We start from the raw sequence: 15,609 nt of genomic DNA, 5'->3' as shown, positions 1-15,609 counted from the left end.
TCATGACCCAACACATCGAAGCCCTCATCAACCAGGCCTGGGAAGACCGTGCGAACCTCTCGCCGAAGGCCGCCCCGAGCGAGGTGCGCGCCACCGTCCAGCAGGTCGTCGACGAGCTCAACGCCGGCCGCCTGCGCGTGGCCCAGAAAGTCGACGGCGGCTGGGTGGTGAACCAGTGGGTCAAGAAGGCCGTGCTGCTGAGCTTCCGCCTCAACGACAACGCGGCGATGCGCTCCGGCGACCTGGCCTTTTTCGACAAGGTCAAGACCAAGTTCTCCGACCTCAGCGAGGACGAGATGCGCGCCACCGGCGTGCGTGTGGTGCCGCCGGCGGTCGCCCGCCACGGCAGCTACATCGCGAAGAACGTCGTTCTGATGCCCTCCTACGTCAATATCGGCGCCTACGTCGACGAGGGCACGATGGTCGACACCTGGGCCACCGTCGGCTCCTGCGCACAGATCGGCAAGAACGTGCACCTGTCCGGCGGCGTCGGCATCGGCGGCGTGCTGGAGCCCCTGCAGGCCAACCCGACCATCATCGAGGACAACTGCTTCATCGGCGCCCGCTCCGAAATCGTCGAGGGGGTGATCGTCGAGGAGAACTCGGTGATCTCGATGGGCGTCTACATCGGGCAGAGCACGCCGATCTACGACCGCGCCACCGGCGAGACGAGTTATGGCCGCATCCCGGCCGGCTCGGTGGTGATCAGCGGCTCGCTGCCGCGCGACGGCGGCAAGTACAGCCTCTACTGCGCGGTGATCGTCAAGCGCGTGGACGCGCAAACCCGCTCCAAGACCAGCATCAACGAGCTGCTGCGCGCCTGAGGCGACGCAACTGGGCAGTAGCAGGCATGACAACGAGCAGCCAGCAACGAGGGGACAAGCGATGAGCGGTGGCAACATGGAGCGGGTGCTCCGCCTGATGGCCGAGAAAAAGGCGTCCGACGTCTACCTGTCGGCCAAGACGCCCATCCTCATCAAGATCCACGGGCAGATCCTGCAGGTCAGCGACCAGCCCCTGATGCCCTCGCAGCCGCGCCAACTGCTGGCTGAGCTGCTCACCCCCACCCAGCTCGAAGAGCTCGACGAAACCGGCGAGCTCAACATCGGCCTGGTGCTGCCCGGCGTCGCCAGCTACCGCCTGAGCGCCTTCAAGCAGCGCGGCTCGGTGGCCGCGGTGTTCCGCTGCATCCCCAGCGAGATCCCGTCCATCGACAGCCTCAACGTGCCGGACGTGCTGACCAATCTGGTGATGGAGAAGCGTGGCCTGATCCTGATGGTGGGCGCCACCGGCACCGGCAAGAGCACGACCCTGGCGGCCATGCTGGAGCACCGCAACCAGCTGGTGACCGGCCACATCCTCACCATCGAGGACCCGATCGAGTTCCTGTTCTCGAACAAGAAGTCGGTCATCAACCAGCGTGAGGTGGGCCGCGACACGCAGTCGCTGCAGGTGGGCCTGAAAAACGCGCTGCGCCAGGCGCCCGACTGCATCCTGATCGGCGAAATCCGCGACCGCGAGACCATGACCGCCGCGCTGTCCTACTCGCTCTCCGGCCACCTGGTGCTGGCGACCATGCACGCCAACAACAGCTACCACGCGATGAGCCGCATCCTGTCCTTCTACACGCCCGAGGCGCGCCCGGCGCTGCTGTCCGACCTGGCCTCCGGTCTGAAGGCCGTGGTGTCGCAGCGCCTGCTCAAGGCGGTGTCCGGGGGCCGCGTACCGGCAGTCGAGGTGCTGCTCAATACCAAGCTGGTGTCCGAGCTGATCGAGAAGGGCGACCTCACCGGCGTCAAGGAAGCCATGGAGAAATCCATGGCCGAAGGCTCCCAGACCTTCGAGATCGACATCGCCCGCCTGATCAACGAGGGCCGCGTGACCCGCGAGGAAGGCCTGACCTACGCCGACTCGCCGACCAACCTGATGTGGCGGCTGCAGAACGACACCGCCGCCCAGTCCAAGGCCACGCCGAAGAAGGAGGAGGCCGAGGACGGCCCGTCCTTCACCGAGATCACGCTGGACGTGCGCGAGGAGCGCCCGAGCGGCTACAGCACCACCGGCTTCGGCACCACCGGCTTCGGCTCGATCCGCTGAGGAAGCCGCCCCCGATGTCGCTCACGCTGCGCCTTGCCGAAGAACTCATCGCCCGCCCCTCGGTCACGCCGGAGGACGCCGGCTGCCAGGCCCTGATCAAGAGCCGCCTGGAGGCCCTGGGTTTCGCCTGTGAAACCCTCCTCAGCGGTCCCGAAACCTTCCGCGTCACCAACCTCTGGGCCAAGCGGGCCGGCAGCGCCGGCAGCGAGGCGCGCACGCTGGTCTTCGCCGGCCACACCGACGTGGTGCCCACCGGCCCGCTGGAACAGTGGCACAGCGACCCGTTCACACCGACCCACCGTGACGGCAAGCTCTACGGCCGCGGCAGCGCCGACATGAAGGTGTCGCTGGCGGCCATGGTGGTGGCGATCGAAGAGTTCGTCGCCGCGCATCCGCACCATCGTGGCTCGATCGCGGTGCTGTTCACCAGCGACGAGGAAGGCCCGGCCCGCGACGGCACCGTGAAGGTCTGCGAATGGCTGACGGAGCGCGGCGAGCGGCTCGACTGGTGTATCGTCGGCGAGCCCACCTCGGTGGACCGGCTCGGCGACATGGTCAAGAACGGGCGCCGCGGCTCGCTCTCGGGCAAGCTGGTGGTGCGCGGTGTGCAAGGGCACATCGCCTACCCGCAGCTGGCGCGCAACCCCATCCACCTGGCGGCGCCGGCACTGGCCGAGCTGACGGCGATCGAGTGGGACGCCGGCAACGCCTTTTTCCCGCCGACCAGCTGGCAGGTGTCCAACATCCACGCCGGCACCGGTGCGACCAACGTCATCCCGGGCGCGCTGACGGTGGACTTCAATTTCCGCTACTCCACCGCCTCGACGCCGGAGGCGCTGCAGGCACGGCTGGAGGCGGTGCTGCAGAAGCACGGCCTGGACTACGCGCTGGAGTGGACCCTCGGCGGCCTGCCCTTCCTGACCGAGCCCGGCGCTCTGAGCGACGCCCTGACGGCTGCGATCCGCAGCGAATGCCACCTGACGCCCGAGCTCTCGACCACCGGCGGCACCTCCGACGGCCGCTTCATCGCGCGCATCTGCCCGCAGGTGGTCGAGTTCGGCCCGACCAACGCCACCATCCACAAGATCGACGAACACGTCGAGGTGGCCCACATCGAGCCGCTGAAAAACATCTACCGCAAGACCCTGGAAGGTTTGATCGCATGACGCTCCTGGAACTCATCGAGCGCAACAGCGCCCGCCTCGACCAGGCGGGCGTTTCGTTTGGGCATGGCACCACCAACGCCTTGGACGAAGCGGCCTGGCTGACCTTGTGGAGCCTCTCGCTGCCCCTGGACGGGCTGGACGCCGTCGCGCAGCAGCCGGTCTCGCCCGAGCAGGTGGCCCGCGCCGAGGCCCTGGTCGAGCAGCGCATCGCCACCCGCAAGCCCGCCGCCTACCTGACGCACGAGGCCTGGCTGCAGGGCGTGCCCTTTTATGTCGACGAGCGTTGCATCGTGCCGCGCTCCTTCATCGCCGAGCTGCTGGCCGAAGGCAGCATCGACCCCTGGCTGTCGGAGCGCACGACCCGGGTGCTGGACCTGTGCACCGGCAACGGCAGCCTGGCCGTGCTGGCGGCGCTGGCCTATCCCGAGGTCCGCGTGGACGGCGCCGACCTCTCGCGCGAGGCGCTGGAAGTGGCCCGCATCAATGTCGAGCGCCACGGCCTGGCCGAGCGCGTGACGCTGGTCCGGAGCGACCTGCTCGAAGCCCTGCCCGGCCCCTACGACCTGATCCTGTGCAACCCGCCCTACGTCAATGCGACCACGATGGGCGCGCTGCCGGCCGAGTACCAGGCCGAGCCGGCGCTCGCGCTGGCCGGCGGCCCGGATGGCATGGACCTGGTGCGGCGCCTGCTGGAGCAGGCGCCGTCGCGCATGAGCGAAGACGCCGTGCTGGTGCTGGAGATCGGCAACGAGCGCGCGCATTTCGAAGCCGCCTTCGAGCGGCTGGAGACGGTGTGGCTGGACACCAGCGCCGGCGAAGACCAGGTGCTGCTGGTGACGCGCGCCGCCCTGCTGGAGGCCCAAGGCCGATGATCACCCTCAAGAACCTGACCCTGCGGCGCGGTACCAAGGTGGTGCTGCAGGACGCCAACGTGACCCTGCATCCCGGCGAGAAGGCCAGCCTGGTGGGCCGCAACGGCGCCGGCAAGTCCTCGCTGTTCGCGCTGCTGACGCACCGGCTGCAGGCCGATGCCGGCGACGCCGAGATCCCGGCGCGCTGGCGCATCGCCGAGGTGGTGCAGTCCATGCCGGAGACCGAGGACTCGGCCACCGACTTCGTGCTGCAGGGCGACACCCCGCTGATGGAGGCGCGCGCCGCACTGACGCAGGCCGAGGCCAGCGGCGACGGCCACGCCATCGCCGAGGCGTACCAGATGATCGACGAGGCCGGCGGTTTCGACGCGCCGGCACGGGCCCAGGCGCTGCTGATGGGCCTGGGCTTCAAGCCGGGCCAGCTGGAGGCGCCGGTCAACAGCTTCTCGGGCGGCTGGCGCATGCGCCTGCAGCTGGCGCGCGCGCTGATGTGCCCGGCCGACCTGCTGCTGCTCGACGAGCCCACCAACCACCTGGACCTCGACGCGCTGGTGTGGCTGGAGAGCTGGCTCAAGCGTTTCGAGGGCACGATGCTCGTGATCAGCCACGACCGCGAGTTCCTCGACGCCATCACCCGCGTGACCCTGCACCTCGACAACGCCCAGCTGACCCGCTACACCGGCAACTACAGCGCCTTCGAGCAGATGCGTGCCGAGCGTTTGCTGCAGCAGCAGTCGGCCTTCGAGCGCCAGCAGGAGCGCATTGCCCAGCTGAGCCGCTTCATCGACCGCTTCAAGGCCAAGGCCAGCAAGGCCAAGCAGGCGCAAAGCCGGGTCAAGGCGCTGGAGCGCATGGAAAAGCTCGCGCCGGTGCTCACCGCAGCCGACTTCAGTTTCGAATTCCGCGAACCGCTCAACCTGCCCAACCCCATGCTGGCGCTGGATGCCGTGTCCTGCGGCTACCGCAACGAGGAGACCGGGGCCGAGACCACCATCGTGCGCCACATCGACCGCTCGGTGCTGGCCGGCCAGCGCATCGGCATCCTGGGCGCCAACGGCCAGGGCAAGTCGACCCTGGTCAAGACCATCGCCCGCATGCAGCCGCCGCTCGCGGGCCAGATCACCGAGGGCAAGGGTCTGGCGATCGGCTACTTCGCCCAGCAGGAGATGGACGTGCTGCGCGCCGACGAATCGCCGCTGCAGCACATGATCCGCCTGGCGAAGGACGTCGGTCCCGCGGCGCGCGAGCAGGAGCTGCGCGACTTCCTGGGCAGCTTCCGGTTCGTCGCCGAGATGGTGAACCAGGCGGTCGGCACGATGAGCGGCGGCGAAAAGGCCCGCCTGGTGCTCGCCATGCTGGTGTGGCAGCGCCCCAACCTGCTGCTGATGGACGAGCCGACCAACCATCTCGACCTCAACACCCGCGAGGCGCTCAGCATGGCGCTGAACGAGTTCGAGGGCACCGTGATGCTGGTCAGCCACGACCGCGCGCTGCTGCGCGAGGTCTGCGACGAGTTCTGGCTGGTCACCAGCGGCGGGGTGGGCCCCTTCGACGGCGACCTGGACGACTACCAGCGTTGGCTGCTCGACCAGGCCAAGCTGCAGCGCGAGGCCGCCACGCAGGCGGCGCCGGCGCTGGCCGCCGCCCCAGCGCCAGCGGTCGCCGCACCCGCCCCGGCCAGCACCTCGACCATCGCTCCGGGCAACCGCCGGGAGGACCGCAAGGCCCAGGCGCAGGCGCGCCAGCGCGCCGCCGAGCAGGTCAAGCCGCTCAAGCAGGAACTGGGCCGCATCGACCAGCGCCTGGCCGCGCTGAACGCCGAGAAGACCGGCATCGAAGAGACGCTCGCGGCCGGCACCCTCGCCCCGCCCCAGCTGGCCGCCCACGGCCAGCGCCTCAAGGCCATCGCGACGGAAACCGAGGAACTCGAAGCGCGCTGGCTGGAGCTGTCCGAGCAGATCGACCAGCTGGCCTGAGGGGCGGGCCTCCGGGCCCCCGGTGCTTCAGTCCGCCGCCTGGCGCGCTCAGGGCGCAGGCGGACGGCGCCCCGTCAGCACCGGTTGAAAGAGCACGTCATCCCGGCGCGCGACATCGACGAAGCCCGCGGTGCGCATCAAGTCCGCCAGCCGGTCGACCGTGATGGCGTAGTAGCGGCTCTTGAGCACACGCGTCTCGCACCGGCCTTCGCCCGACTCCGAGGTGAGGTACATGCGCACCTCGTACTGATCGCCCTCCCACTCCCACACCTGGACCGCCAGGAAGCGGCTGGCGCCCTCACGGCGCAGCCCGTAGGGCCGGACATCCGGGCTCTTGCGCTCGATCACGGCGTAGTCGCGCACCGAAAACACTGCGACACCCCCCGGCCGCAGGCAGCGGTGGCAGCTGCGCAGCGCCTGAAGGATCTCGGCGTCGGACAGCAAGTGCGGCAGGCTGTTGTCGCAGGCGATCACCGCGTCGAGGGGCGGGCCGGCGTGCCCGGCCAAGGTGCGCAGGTCGTCGACCCGCGCCTCCAGGCGGAGACCGCGCCGGGAGGCCTCCTGCCCGAGCCGCTCGACCGCGCCCGGTGAGAGGTCGGATGCCGTCATCCGGTAGCCCTGCTGCAGCAGGCCGAGGGCCTGCGTGCCGATGCCGCAGGCGGCGTCGAGGACGACCGCGCCGGACGGGATCTCCAGTGCCTGCAGCAGCTCCGCGAGCGCCCGCCCCTGCGCGTCGACCGAAGCCTTCCAGTCGGCGTAAAGCAGGTGGTAGAACGGGGCGAGATCGTCGTAGAAGGTGGTGGTGTCCGTGTTCATGGGCGAGCTCATTGTGTTGGCGCCCGGGCCTTCGATCCGCGAAGGGCGACAAAGGCGCTGGGCTTCTCGCGCCGGATTTGTATTGCACACAATTAAATTGCGGCTTATACTGGCGCCATGTCCTCGCCCAAGCGCCCCCACCCCGGCCTGTCCGACACCGACAGCGCGCTGCTGCAGCTCGACAACCAGCTGTGCTTCGCCGTCTACTCGACCTCGCTGGCGATGACCAAGCTCTACAAGCCGCTGCTCGACGAGCTGGGCCTGACCTACCCCCAGTACCTGGTGATGCTGGTGCTGTGGGAGCAGGACGGTCTGAGCGTCGGTGCCCTCGGCGAGCGGCTGTTTCTCGATTCGGGCACCCTCACCCCGCTGCTCAAGCGCATGGAGGCCGGCGGCTGGTTGACGCGCACCCGTGCCGCCGAGGACGAGCGCCGCGTGATCATCACGCTGACCACGGCCGGTCGCAGCCTGCGCAAGCGCGCCGCGGACGTGCCGCGCGCGGTGTCCTGCGCGGTGCAGTGCAGCTTCGACGAGATGACCGAGCTGCGCCAGCGCCTGCACGACCTGCGCAAGCGCCTGAGCCTGCATCAGGCCCACCCAGAGCCGGTCCACGGCCGCGACGACGAGGCCGCCTGAGGTCCGCCATGGTCCCTGCCCTTTCGACCTCTTCTTTTTTCAATTGCGACCAATTAAATAGCTCGCTTTCTTTCTGGCAAACTTGCCTTTGACCTTTCCCTCCACGCTCAACCACTCAGGAGCCACACCATGAAACTCGACAAAGTCATGTACACCGCCCAAGCCACCGCCAACGGGGGCCGCGACGGCCGGGCCGTGTCCTCCGACGGCCAGCTCGATGTCAAGCTGACCACGCCGAAGGAACTGGGCGGCGCCGGCGGCGCGGGCACCAACCCCGAGCAGTTGTTTGCGGCCGGCTACTCGGCCTGCTTCATGGGCGCGATGAAGTTCGTGTCGCTGCAGATGAAAAAGCCCCTGCCGGCCGACACCTCGGTCACCGGCAAGGTGGGCATCGGGCCGATCCCCGCAGGCTTCGGCATCGAGGTCGACCTCGCCGTCTCGCTGCCCGGCATGGACCGCGCAGAAGCCGAAGCCCTGGTGGCGGCGGCGCACAAGGTGTGCCCGTATTCCAACGCCACCCGCAACAACATCGAGGTGCGTCTCAGCGTCGTCTGAGTCTGCTCGCAGGGAAAGAGCCGGTGCCGCCTCAATGGCGTCACCGCTCCGCGCCGCCCGACAACCCGCGCAAGCGGGTTGTTTCGCTTCCAGACGGCAGCGCCGCTCGCCGGATCGGCGCTGCGGGACCGCGGGGGTGCATCCCTTCAAGCGAGGGGATGTTTCTGGAAGTATCTTTAAGTAACATGACGGCATTGATTCGAGTTGCGTCGTTGCGTCATGAGGACATCCACCGTTTTTCTCTCCCTACCCGGACTGGCGCTGGCCCTTGGCGTCGCCGCCGCTGGCCTCTCCTCGGATGCCCGCGCCCAAGGACAGGTGTATCGGTGTCGCGACGCCTTCGGCGCGGCCACCGTGTCCGATCGCCCCTGCCCGGGGGCGAGGATGGGCTCGGTCGCGCCGCCACCCCACCACGGAAATTCCTCGGGTTGGACCCCTCCCTCGAGCCCGACGCGCAACCACTACTACTCCTCGCAGCAGTACCGGCTGCCCGATCACTACGCCTACCTCAGCCCGCGTTGCCAGCAACTGCACGACGCCATCCGCACCGCCGGAGCGCGGGGCGTAGGCTATCAAACCCAGAGCGACTTGCACGCCGAATGGCGGCGCCAGTGCAGCGCCAGCGAGACGGATGCATGGCAGCAAGCGCGCGACGCCAATCGCAGCGAGAGCCGCCAGCGCGAGGAAGCCGCCGCCGCGGTGCGCCGGGAACGCGCCGAGGTCGAGCGTCGACGCGAGCAATGCGCCGAACTGCGTGGCGCCTTGACGAAGCGCAAGGCGCGTGAGGCCACGATGACCGAGGGCGAGCGCGGCGACCTGCGGCGCTTCGAGGCGAACTACCAGGAACGCTGCTCGGCCGCGTGAGAGGCCCGAGGCCCGGCCGGCCTCGCGGGCCACTGCAGGGCCGATGCTCGCCTCATGCGCCGTGCTGTCGGCGCGCCTCGAGCAGGAGCTGCAGCAGCACTTCCACCCGCGCCTTGAACGGCGTCAGCGCCCCGGCATCGGGCAGCAGGTCACCGGGCTTGGCCAGCACCCGGCCTTGCGCGCAGCGGGTGCTGCGCCAGACCTTCACCCCGGCGGCCCGGGCCCGCACCAGGGCGGCCTCCAGGCGCTCATGCACGGTTCCGTTGCCGGTCGCGAGCACCACCAGTCCCTGCACGCCCAGCGCCTGCAATGCGCTCACGACCCGCCCGTCGGCACCCGCATGGCTGGAGACCAGCTCCACCCAGGGCCAGTCGGCCGCCTCCGGCTCCAGCAGGTCCAGCCCCAGCCCCTCCCCCTGCGGCCACTCGCGCAGGCGGCGCAACTGGCCGGCTTCGACATAGGCGAGCGGACCCGCGTCGCCCGAGCAGAAGGCGTCGAGCCGGTAGGTGTGGCTCTTGCGCACCTCGGCGCCGGGATGCACCGTGCCGCCGAGCACGGCCAGCACCCCCCGCGCGCCCGGCTCGTTCGCGACCCTCAGCGCATCCAGCAGGTTCTGCGGGCCGTCCGGGTGCAAGGCGCTGGCAGGCCGCATCGCCGCGGTCAGCACCACCGGCTTGGACGGCGCCAGCACACGCTGCAGCAAGTAGGCGGTCTCCTCCAGGGTGTCGGTGCCGTGGGTGATGACGAGGCCGCCCACCTCCGGCCGGGCCAGGTGATGCGCGCAGCGGCGCGCCAGCGCCTGCCAGACCCCGTAGTCCATGTCCTTGCTGTCGAGCTGGGCCACCTGCTCGGTCTCCAGCGCCTGGCCCGCGAGGCCCGGTACGTCCCGCACCAGCGAGGCGACGCCCAGCTGGGCGGCCCGGTAGCCGATCGTGTCGCCTGCTTCGACGGCGGTGCCCGCAATGGTGCCGCCGGTGCCGAGGATGACGATGCTGCGCTCTGGGTTTTGCATTTTTCTCGAGACTGGATAAAAATACAGCTACTGGATGCCTGAACAGTACGGCATCGATTCAACCTTCACGAGGTGCCCGTGGACCCGCAGATGCCCGACAGCCCCAAGCTCACCGCTCGCCAGCAGCAGATCCTCGACCTGATCCGCAGCTCCATCGAGCGCACCGGCGCTCCGCCCACCCGGGCCGAGATCGCCACCGAGCTGGGCTTCCGCTCCGCCAATGCCGCCGAAGAGCACCTGCAGGCCCTGGCCCGCAAGGGAGCCATCGAGCTGGTCGGCGGCACCTCGCGCGGCATCCGCCTGAAGTCTGACACACTGCGCTCGCTCAACGCGTCGCGTCTGCAGGGGCTGGGCCGGCAAGCCCTGCTGCCGCTGCCCGGCATCGCCCAGCTGGCCCTGCCGCTGGTCGGCCGCGTCGCCGCCGGCAGCCCGATCCTGGCGCAGGAGCACATCGACCAGACCTACCACGTCGGCGCCGACATGTTCGCGCGCCAGCCCGACTACCTGCTCAAGGTGCGCGGCATGAGCATGCGCGACGCTGGCATCTTCGAAGGCGACCTGCTCGCGGTGCAGAAGTCCAAGGAAGCCAAAAACGGTCAGATCGTCGTGGCCCGCCTGGGCGACGACGTGACGGTCAAGCGCTTCCGCAAGACCCGCGGCAGCATCGAGCTGATCGCCGAGAACCCCGACTTCAAGACCATCGTGGTCGAACCCGACCAGGATTTCGAGCTCGAGGGTGTCGCGGTCGGGCTGATCCGCAACAGTCTGCTGATGTGATCCGGAGCCTTGCCACGCTGCCGTTGCCCCCTGCCCTCACGCTGCCCCACCACCCTCCAGGACGTTTGATGAAAGCCTTGCGCCACACCGACTGCCTGCATGCCACCGCGTCGCTGGAGCTGATCCCCAACATCGGCCCGGCCTTGGCGGAAGACCTGGAGCTGCTGGGCATTCACACGCCGCGCGACCTGATCGGCCGCGACGCACTGGTGCTCTATCACGAGCTGTGCGCCCGCACCGGGCAGCGCCACGACCCCTGCGTGCTCGACACCTTCATGGCGGCGATCGATTTCATGCGCGGCGCACCGGCGGCGCCCTGGTGGCACTACACCGCGCAGCGCAAGCTGCTCTACGGCCAGGCGCGCGGCACCGAACCCGGCGCCGACGGCCCTCGCCGCCGCGGCTCCGCCCCACCGGCGGGCTGAGCAGCCCACATCGTTTCTCCCCGGCCGCTGCGCGGGTGGCGGGCGTTTCACGAGCACGAGTTCGTGAGCCCCGCGCAGCGAGCCGGAAGCCGGGCCGATCGTGCCCGACTTCCAGACCGACCAATCCTGCCGAACGTCATTGCACTTGTTCTTGATTTTCGGAGACGGACATGGCCTCTATCCCTACCCAGCCCTCGACCCCTGCGACCGCCGCCGACACGGACCGGCCAGCACGCCCGGCGCGCAAGATCAGCTCGTCCTGGTGGACCCGGCTGCGCGAGCAGCTGTGGCTGCCGCTGGCCGATGTGGCGTCGAGCGCCGTGGCCGAGCGCGGCACCGCGGTCGCGACCAGCGGCTTCCCGGCGCTCGACGCCGTGCTGCCTGCGGGCGGCTGGCCGGCGGCCGGTGTGGTCGAGGTGCTGGCGCCCCAGCCCGGTCATCCGGAACTGGCCCTGCTCAGCCCGGTGCTGTGCAGCGCCGCCTCGCACGGCCAGCGCACCGCGCTGCTCGGCCAGCCGGAAGGCATCGTGTTCGACCCCTCGCAAGGTTGCATGGCCACGCCCGGCGCCCGCGCGGCCACGCAGGCCTCGGCCCCCGCCGCAGAAACCCTGCCGCGCGCCCTGTCCTGGCTGCGCGCCGGCCGCGGCGGCGTGCTGGCCGTGTGGCTGCCCGAGCTGAAAACAGCCGAACTGCGCGACCTGCAGCGCGCCGCGCGCCGCGCCCACACCACGGTGTTCGCGGTGCGGCCCTGGTCGGCCCACTGGGACGACAGCGAAGCCGACCTGCGTGTCAGCCTGTTCGCCGGCAAGGGCGGGCGCTGGGAGGTGCGTGTGCACCTGCAGCCCGGCGCCGCCGCACCGACCGTGCGCGTGCCGGCACTGGGCCCGGCGCCGGCGCGCCACCTGCGTGTGGTGCAGGACCCGAGCGACCACCGCCGCACCTTGCTGAGCGGCAGCTTGATCGAGGTCTGCCGCGAGCTGGACCGGCTGGCAGCGCTTGAATGTGCCGCCGAGACCAGCCTGCCGGGCTGCCGGCTGGTGGCCGCGGTCTGACGGCAGGCCTCTTGGACCGCCGCGTCAGACGGCGCTGAGGGGGGCTGCTTGGCTGCGCACGCGTGGCACGGCAGCCAGCAAGGTGCGGGTGTAGGGATGCTGCGGACGGTCCAGCACGTCGTCGACGCTGCCGCTCTCGACGATGCGGCCTTCCTTCATCACCGCGACGCGGTGGGCCACGTACTCCACCGCGCCGATGTTGTGCGTGATGAACAGATAGGAGATGCCGAGCGCCGACTGCAGCCCGCGCAGCAGGTTGAGGATCTGGGCCTGCACCGAGACGTCGAGCGCCGAGGTGGGCTCGTCGCAGACGATCAGCTGCGGCTCCACCGCGAGCGCCCTGGCGATCGCCAGGCGCTGCCGCTGGCCGCCCGAGAACTCGTGCGGATAGCGCGTCAGGGCGTCGGACCTCAGCCCCACCTGCCCCACCAGCTTCTCGACCTGGGCGCGGCGGGCCGCCGCGTCCCACTCGGGGCGCAGTGACAGCAGGCCCTCCTCGAGGATCTCGAAGACGCGCATGCGCGGGTTCAGCGACGCGAAGGGGTCCTGGAAAATGATCTGCACCTGGCGCCGCGCCGCGCGCAGCGCGTCGCCGTCCAGGCTGAAGAGGTCATCGCCCTTGAGCAGCACCCGCCCGGCGATCTCCGCCTTGCCGCGCAACAGCTGCACGATGGCCTTGCCGGTGGTGGTCTTGCCGCAGCCGGACTCGCCCACCAGCGCCAAGGTCTCGCCAGCGCACAGGTCCAGCGAGACACCCTGTACCGCCTCGACATGGCCCTGCACCCGCTGCAGCAGGCCGCGGCGGATCGGGAAACGCACGCTCAGCTGCTCGACCTGCAGCAGCGGCGCCCCCGGTTCGGGCCGCTGGCCGGGCTGGGCCGCCGGCGCGAGGTCGGGCGCGGCCGCCGCCGCGGCGGCCGAAGGATGGGCCGGCGCATGCTCCGGCGCGTCGCTCGCATACAGCAGGCAGCGCACCGCGTGGTCGGGCGCCGGCCGCTCCATGGCTGGCAGGGTCGACCGGCAGTGCGGCATCGCGCGGTCGCAACGCGGCTCGAAGCGGCAGCCCTGGAACTCGCCCCACAGCGGTGGCACCGTGCCGCGGATCGCGGCCAGCGCCTGGCCCCGCTTGCTCGCGTCGGGCAAGGCGCTCAGCAGCAGGCGCGCATAGGGATGGCGCGGTTGCGCGAAAAAGTCCTCCGCCGAGGCCACCTCGACGATCTGCCCCGCATACATCAGCGCCACCCGGTGCGCCATGCCACTCACCACACCGAGGTCGTGCGTGATCATCAAAAGCCCCAGCGAGCGCTCGCGCTGCAGTTGCTTGAGCAGGTCCAGGATCTGGGCCTGGATGGTGACGTCGAGGGCGGTGGTCGGTTCGTCGGCGACGATGAAGTCCGGTTCGCCGGCCAGCGCGATGGCGATCATCACCCGCTGCTTCTGCCCGCCGCTGAGCCGGAACGGGTACTCGTCGATACGCCGTTCGGGCTCGGGCAGGCCGACCCGGCGCAGCCAGTCGATCGCCTTCTGGCGGGCTGCCGTGCCGCGCAGCGGGGTGTGCGCGACGATGGCCTCGACAATCTGGTCGCCCACCCGCATCACCGGGTTGAGACTGGTCGAGGGCTCCTGGAAGATCATCGCGATGCGCCCGCCACGGACTGCGCGCATGCGCGCTTCGGGCAGCCCGAACAGCTCCTCCTCGCCCAGCTCCAGGCGGCCCGCCGCCACCCGGCCGTTCTCGGGCAGCAGGCGCATCAGTGCCAGCGCGGTCATGCTCTTGCCGCAGCCGGACTCGCCCACCAGCGCGAAGGTCTCGCCGCGCGAGAGCGTCAGGCTGAGGGCGTCGACGGCCCGCACCAGGCCAGTATGGGAGTCCAGCTCGACGGTCAGGTCCTTGATGTTCAGCATGGCAGGGTCCTCACGCGGTCGCACGGTTGCGGGTGCCGAGGCGGGCGCGCCAGGCACGTCCGCGCGGATCGAAGGCCTCACGCACGCCGTCGGCGAAAAGATTGGCCGCCAGCACCAGGGTGACCATGAAGGCGAAGGCCGCGCCCACCGACCACCACACGGTGGGCTCGCGCGAGAGCTCGCTGCGCGCCAGGTTGATCATGCCGCCGAAGCTGTTCATCGACGGCTCGACGCCCACGCCGACATAGGAGAGCACCGCCTCGTAGAGGATCAGCGCCGAGAATTCGAGCACCGTCGTGATCAGCACCAGGTGCATCACGTTGGGCAGGATGTGCCGGCTCATGATGCGCAGCGGCCCGACGCCGAAGGCCGTGGCGGCCTGCACGAAGTCGAGCTCGCGCAGCTTCAGCGTCTCGGCCCGCAGCAGCCGGCACAGCGAAGCCCAGCCGGTCACGCCCAGGATCAGGCACAGCAGCAGGATGCGCAGGTCCGCGCGTTCGGCACCGGTCTGGAACAGCTGCGGGTTCTTGTCGATGAACACCTGCACCATCAGCACGCAGGCCGCGATCAACAGCACGTTGGGAACCGAGGACAGCGTGGTGTAGAGGTACTGGATCACCTCGTCGACCCAGCCCTTGAAATAGCCCGCCGCGACGCCCAGCCCGATGGCGAAGGGCAAGGTCGCGATGGTGGCGAGCGAGCCGATCACGAAGGCGGTCCGCACGCTCTTGAGCGCCTGGTAGAGCACGTCGTTGCCGGTGCGATCGGTGCCCAGCACATGGTAGTGGCCCATCCAGCCGGTGCAGGCGCCGGCGACCACCGCCAGCAGCGTGAAGGTGACAGCCGCCGCGCGCCACGGCAAGGCGGTCTGGTCGCGCCACAGAAGGCCGGCCATGGCCTTCCAGGTCATGGCCTGCCGGCGTGCCCCGAGGGCGATGCCGAGCGCGATCACGGCCGCTGCCGCCAGCGCGCCCAGCGCCGCGCCGGCGAGGCCCCGCTGCGTCACGTCGCCAGCCCATTGTGTCGCCGGGTCCTGAAGGTGCGAGCCGGCATGCGGCAGGCGCGGAAAGGCGCGCTCGGTGCCGCCTCCGGTCGCGATGCTGTCCTTCACGAAACCCTGCCAGGCCAGCGGCGACGAGTACGAGGGCTCGCGCATCGCGATCTGGCGCGCCATCGCCAGATCCAGCAGCGACTCGACCCGCGGGTCGTAGGCCAGCTGCTGGCCCTCGCCGGCCGACGGCAGTGCGCGGCGAAAGTGCACGCTGTCGGCCACCGCCGCCATCAGGAAAACGACCAGCACCACCGCCGAGCACATCGACGAGGCGTCGCTGAAGACCTGGGCCCACTTCTCGCGCATCGGCGGCCGGCGCCGCACGTGCCAGACGTAAAAGACCAGCGCCGCCAACAGCGCCCACAGCACCAGGTCGGTCCAGAGGAAAACCAGCTTGAAACCCAT

The 15,609-nt window shown here is 70.0% G+C and carries 15 protein-coding genes; 11 read left to right on the top strand and 4 right to left on the bottom strand.

Features of this window, described 5'->3' with window-relative positions; genetic code table 11:
• Positions 1-2: 2 nt before the first annotated feature.
• From dapD to OOT46_RS25845, 5 genes are all read left to right on the top strand, one after another.
• A complete protein-coding gene (gene dapD / locus OOT46_RS25865; protein WP_265406508.1) occupies positions 3-824 on the top strand; it encodes a 2,3,4,5-tetrahydropyridine-2,6-dicarboxylate N-succinyltransferase in 822 nt (273 codons plus the stop codon).
• 61 nt (positions 825-885) lie between these two features.
• Positions 886-2,097, top strand: coding sequence for a PilT/PilU family type 4a pilus ATPase (locus OOT46_RS25860; RefSeq protein WP_265406507.1), 1,212 nt, complete (start codon positions 886-888; stop codon positions 2,095-2,097).
• Positions 2,098-2,111: 14 nt separating this feature from the next.
• Positions 2,112-3,263: a succinyl-diaminopimelate desuccinylase gene (gene dapE, locus OOT46_RS25855; protein WP_265406506.1), complete on the top strand. Its 1,152-nt coding sequence runs from the start codon at positions 2,112-2,114 to the stop codon at positions 3,261-3,263.
• Positions 3,260-4,135 (top strand): 50S ribosomal protein L3 N(5)-glutamine methyltransferase, encoded by an 876-nt coding sequence (gene prmB, locus OOT46_RS25850; RefSeq protein ID WP_265406505.1) that lies wholly within the window; start codon positions 3,260-3,262, stop codon positions 4,133-4,135. Before dapE ends, prmB begins: the two co-directional genes overlap by 4 nt.
• On the top strand, positions 4,132-6,111 hold the full coding sequence (locus OOT46_RS25845; RefSeq protein ID WP_265406504.1) for an ABC-F family ATP-binding cassette domain-containing protein: 1,980 nt from the start codon (positions 4,132-4,134) through the stop codon (positions 6,109-6,111). Before prmB ends, OOT46_RS25845 begins: the two co-directional genes overlap by 4 nt.
• Before the next feature lie 48 nt (positions 6,112-6,159).
• Here the strand turns inward: OOT46_RS25845 and OOT46_RS25840 are convergent, their stop codons facing one another.
• Positions 6,160-6,927, bottom strand: coding sequence for a class I SAM-dependent DNA methyltransferase (locus OOT46_RS25840; RefSeq protein WP_265406503.1), 768 nt, complete (start codon positions 6,925-6,927; stop codon positions 6,160-6,162).
• A 117-nt stretch (positions 6,928-7,044) separates the two neighbouring features.
• Here OOT46_RS25840 and OOT46_RS25835 point away from each other — a divergent pair, with 117 nt between their 5' ends.
• The 3 genes from OOT46_RS25835 to OOT46_RS25825 all read left to right on the top strand — a co-directional run bounded on the left by OOT46_RS25835 (position 7,045) and on the right by OOT46_RS25825 (position 8,982).
• Positions 7,045-7,563 (top strand): MarR family winged helix-turn-helix transcriptional regulator, encoded by a 519-nt coding sequence (locus tag OOT46_RS25835; RefSeq protein WP_265406502.1) that lies wholly within the window; start codon positions 7,045-7,047, stop codon positions 7,561-7,563.
• 129 nt (positions 7,564-7,692) lie between these two features.
• Positions 7,693-8,118 carry an organic hydroperoxide resistance protein gene (locus OOT46_RS25830; RefSeq protein WP_265406501.1) on the top strand — a complete coding sequence of 142 codons (426 nt, stop codon included), beginning with the start codon at positions 7,693-7,695 and terminating at the stop codon, positions 8,116-8,118.
• Between the two features lie 219 nt (positions 8,119-8,337).
• Positions 8,338-8,982, top strand: coding sequence for a DUF4124 domain-containing protein (locus OOT46_RS25825; RefSeq protein WP_265406500.1), 645 nt, complete (start codon positions 8,338-8,340; stop codon positions 8,980-8,982).
• Between the two features lie 52 nt (positions 8,983-9,034).
• Here OOT46_RS25825 and OOT46_RS25820 read toward each other — a convergent pair whose 3' ends face one another.
• Complete coding sequence (locus OOT46_RS25820; RefSeq protein ID WP_265406499.1) at positions 9,035-9,994, bottom strand: asparaginase; 960 nt, start codon at positions 9,992-9,994, stop codon at positions 9,035-9,037.
• Between the two features lie 90 nt (positions 9,995-10,084).
• Here OOT46_RS25820 and lexA point away from each other — a divergent pair, with 90 nt between their 5' ends.
• The 3 genes from lexA (at position 10,085) to OOT46_RS25805 (ending at position 12,248) form a co-directional block, all read left to right on the top strand.
• Positions 10,085-10,771, top strand: coding sequence for a transcriptional repressor LexA (lexA, locus tag OOT46_RS25815; RefSeq protein WP_265406529.1), 687 nt, complete (start codon positions 10,085-10,087; stop codon positions 10,769-10,771).
• Between the two features lie 68 nt (positions 10,772-10,839).
• A complete protein-coding gene (locus OOT46_RS25810) occupies positions 10,840-11,196 on the top strand; it encodes a helix-hairpin-helix domain-containing protein (protein ID WP_265406498.1) in 357 nt (118 codons plus the stop codon).
• 170 nt (positions 11,197-11,366) lie between these two features.
• Entirely contained in the window at positions 11,367-12,248 is an 882-nt protein-coding gene (locus tag OOT46_RS25805; RefSeq protein ID WP_265406497.1) for a hypothetical protein, read from the top strand.
• A gap of 24 nt (positions 12,249-12,272) precedes the next feature.
• Here the strand turns inward: OOT46_RS25805 and OOT46_RS25800 are convergent, their stop codons facing one another.
• Together OOT46_RS25800 and OOT46_RS25795 are read right to left on the bottom strand one after the other, a co-directional pair.
• Entirely contained in the window at positions 12,273-14,153 is a 1,881-nt protein-coding gene (locus OOT46_RS25800) for an ABC transporter ATP-binding protein (protein ID WP_265406496.1), read from the bottom strand.
• Positions 14,154-14,163: 10 nt separating this feature from the next.
• On the bottom strand, positions 14,164-15,609 hold the full coding sequence (locus tag OOT46_RS25795; RefSeq protein ID WP_265406495.1) for an ABC transporter permease: 1,446 nt from the start codon (positions 15,607-15,609) through the stop codon (positions 14,164-14,166).

This window comes from Aquabacterium sp. A7-Y (assembly GCF_026153205.1).
In the GTDB taxonomy this organism is placed as follows: domain Bacteria; phylum Pseudomonadota; class Gammaproteobacteria; order Burkholderiales; family Burkholderiaceae_C; genus Caldimonas.
The sequence above is the reverse complement of the archived record's forward strand: the minus strand, read 5'-3'. Positions and strand labels throughout refer to the sequence as shown.

Excerpts from the sequence above, each read along its gene's own strand:
- dapD (WP_265406508.1), top strand. The coding sequence starts at position 3 with ATGACCCAACACATCGAAGCCCTCATCAACCAGGCCTGGGAAGACCGT.
- OOT46_RS25860 (WP_265406507.1), top strand. The coding sequence starts at position 886 with ATGAGCGGTGGCAACATGGAGCGGGTGCTCCGCCTGATGGCCGAGAAA.
- dapE (WP_265406506.1), top strand. The coding sequence starts at position 2,112 with ATGTCGCTCACGCTGCGCCTTGCCGAAGAACTCATCGCCCGCCCCTCG.
- prmB (WP_265406505.1), top strand. The coding sequence starts at position 3,260 with ATGACGCTCCTGGAACTCATCGAGCGCAACAGCGCCCGCCTCGACCAG.
- OOT46_RS25845 (WP_265406504.1), top strand. The coding sequence starts at position 4,132 with ATGATCACCCTCAAGAACCTGACCCTGCGGCGCGGTACCAAGGTGGTG.
- OOT46_RS25840 (WP_265406503.1), bottom strand. The coding sequence starts at position 6,927 with ATGAACACGGACACCACCACCTTCTACGACGATCTCGCCCCGTTCTAC.
- OOT46_RS25835 (WP_265406502.1), top strand. The coding sequence starts at position 7,045 with ATGTCCTCGCCCAAGCGCCCCCACCCCGGCCTGTCCGACACCGACAGC.
- OOT46_RS25830 (WP_265406501.1), top strand. The coding sequence starts at position 7,693 with ATGAAACTCGACAAAGTCATGTACACCGCCCAAGCCACCGCCAACGGG.
- OOT46_RS25825 (WP_265406500.1), top strand. The coding sequence starts at position 8,338 with ATGAGGACATCCACCGTTTTTCTCTCCCTACCCGGACTGGCGCTGGCC.
- OOT46_RS25820 (WP_265406499.1), bottom strand. The coding sequence starts at position 9,994 with ATGCAAAACCCAGAGCGCAGCATCGTCATCCTCGGCACCGGCGGCACC.
- lexA (WP_265406529.1), top strand. The coding sequence starts at position 10,085 with ATGCCCGACAGCCCCAAGCTCACCGCTCGCCAGCAGCAGATCCTCGAC.
- OOT46_RS25810 (WP_265406498.1), top strand. The coding sequence starts at position 10,840 with ATGAAAGCCTTGCGCCACACCGACTGCCTGCATGCCACCGCGTCGCTG.
- OOT46_RS25805 (WP_265406497.1), top strand. The coding sequence starts at position 11,367 with ATGGCCTCTATCCCTACCCAGCCCTCGACCCCTGCGACCGCCGCCGAC.
- OOT46_RS25800 (WP_265406496.1), bottom strand. The coding sequence starts at position 14,153 with ATGCTGAACATCAAGGACCTGACCGTCGAGCTGGACTCCCATACTGGC.
- OOT46_RS25795 (WP_265406495.1), bottom strand. The coding sequence starts at position 15,609 with ATGGGTTTCAAGCTGGTTTTCCTCTGGACCGACCTGGTGCTGTGGGCG.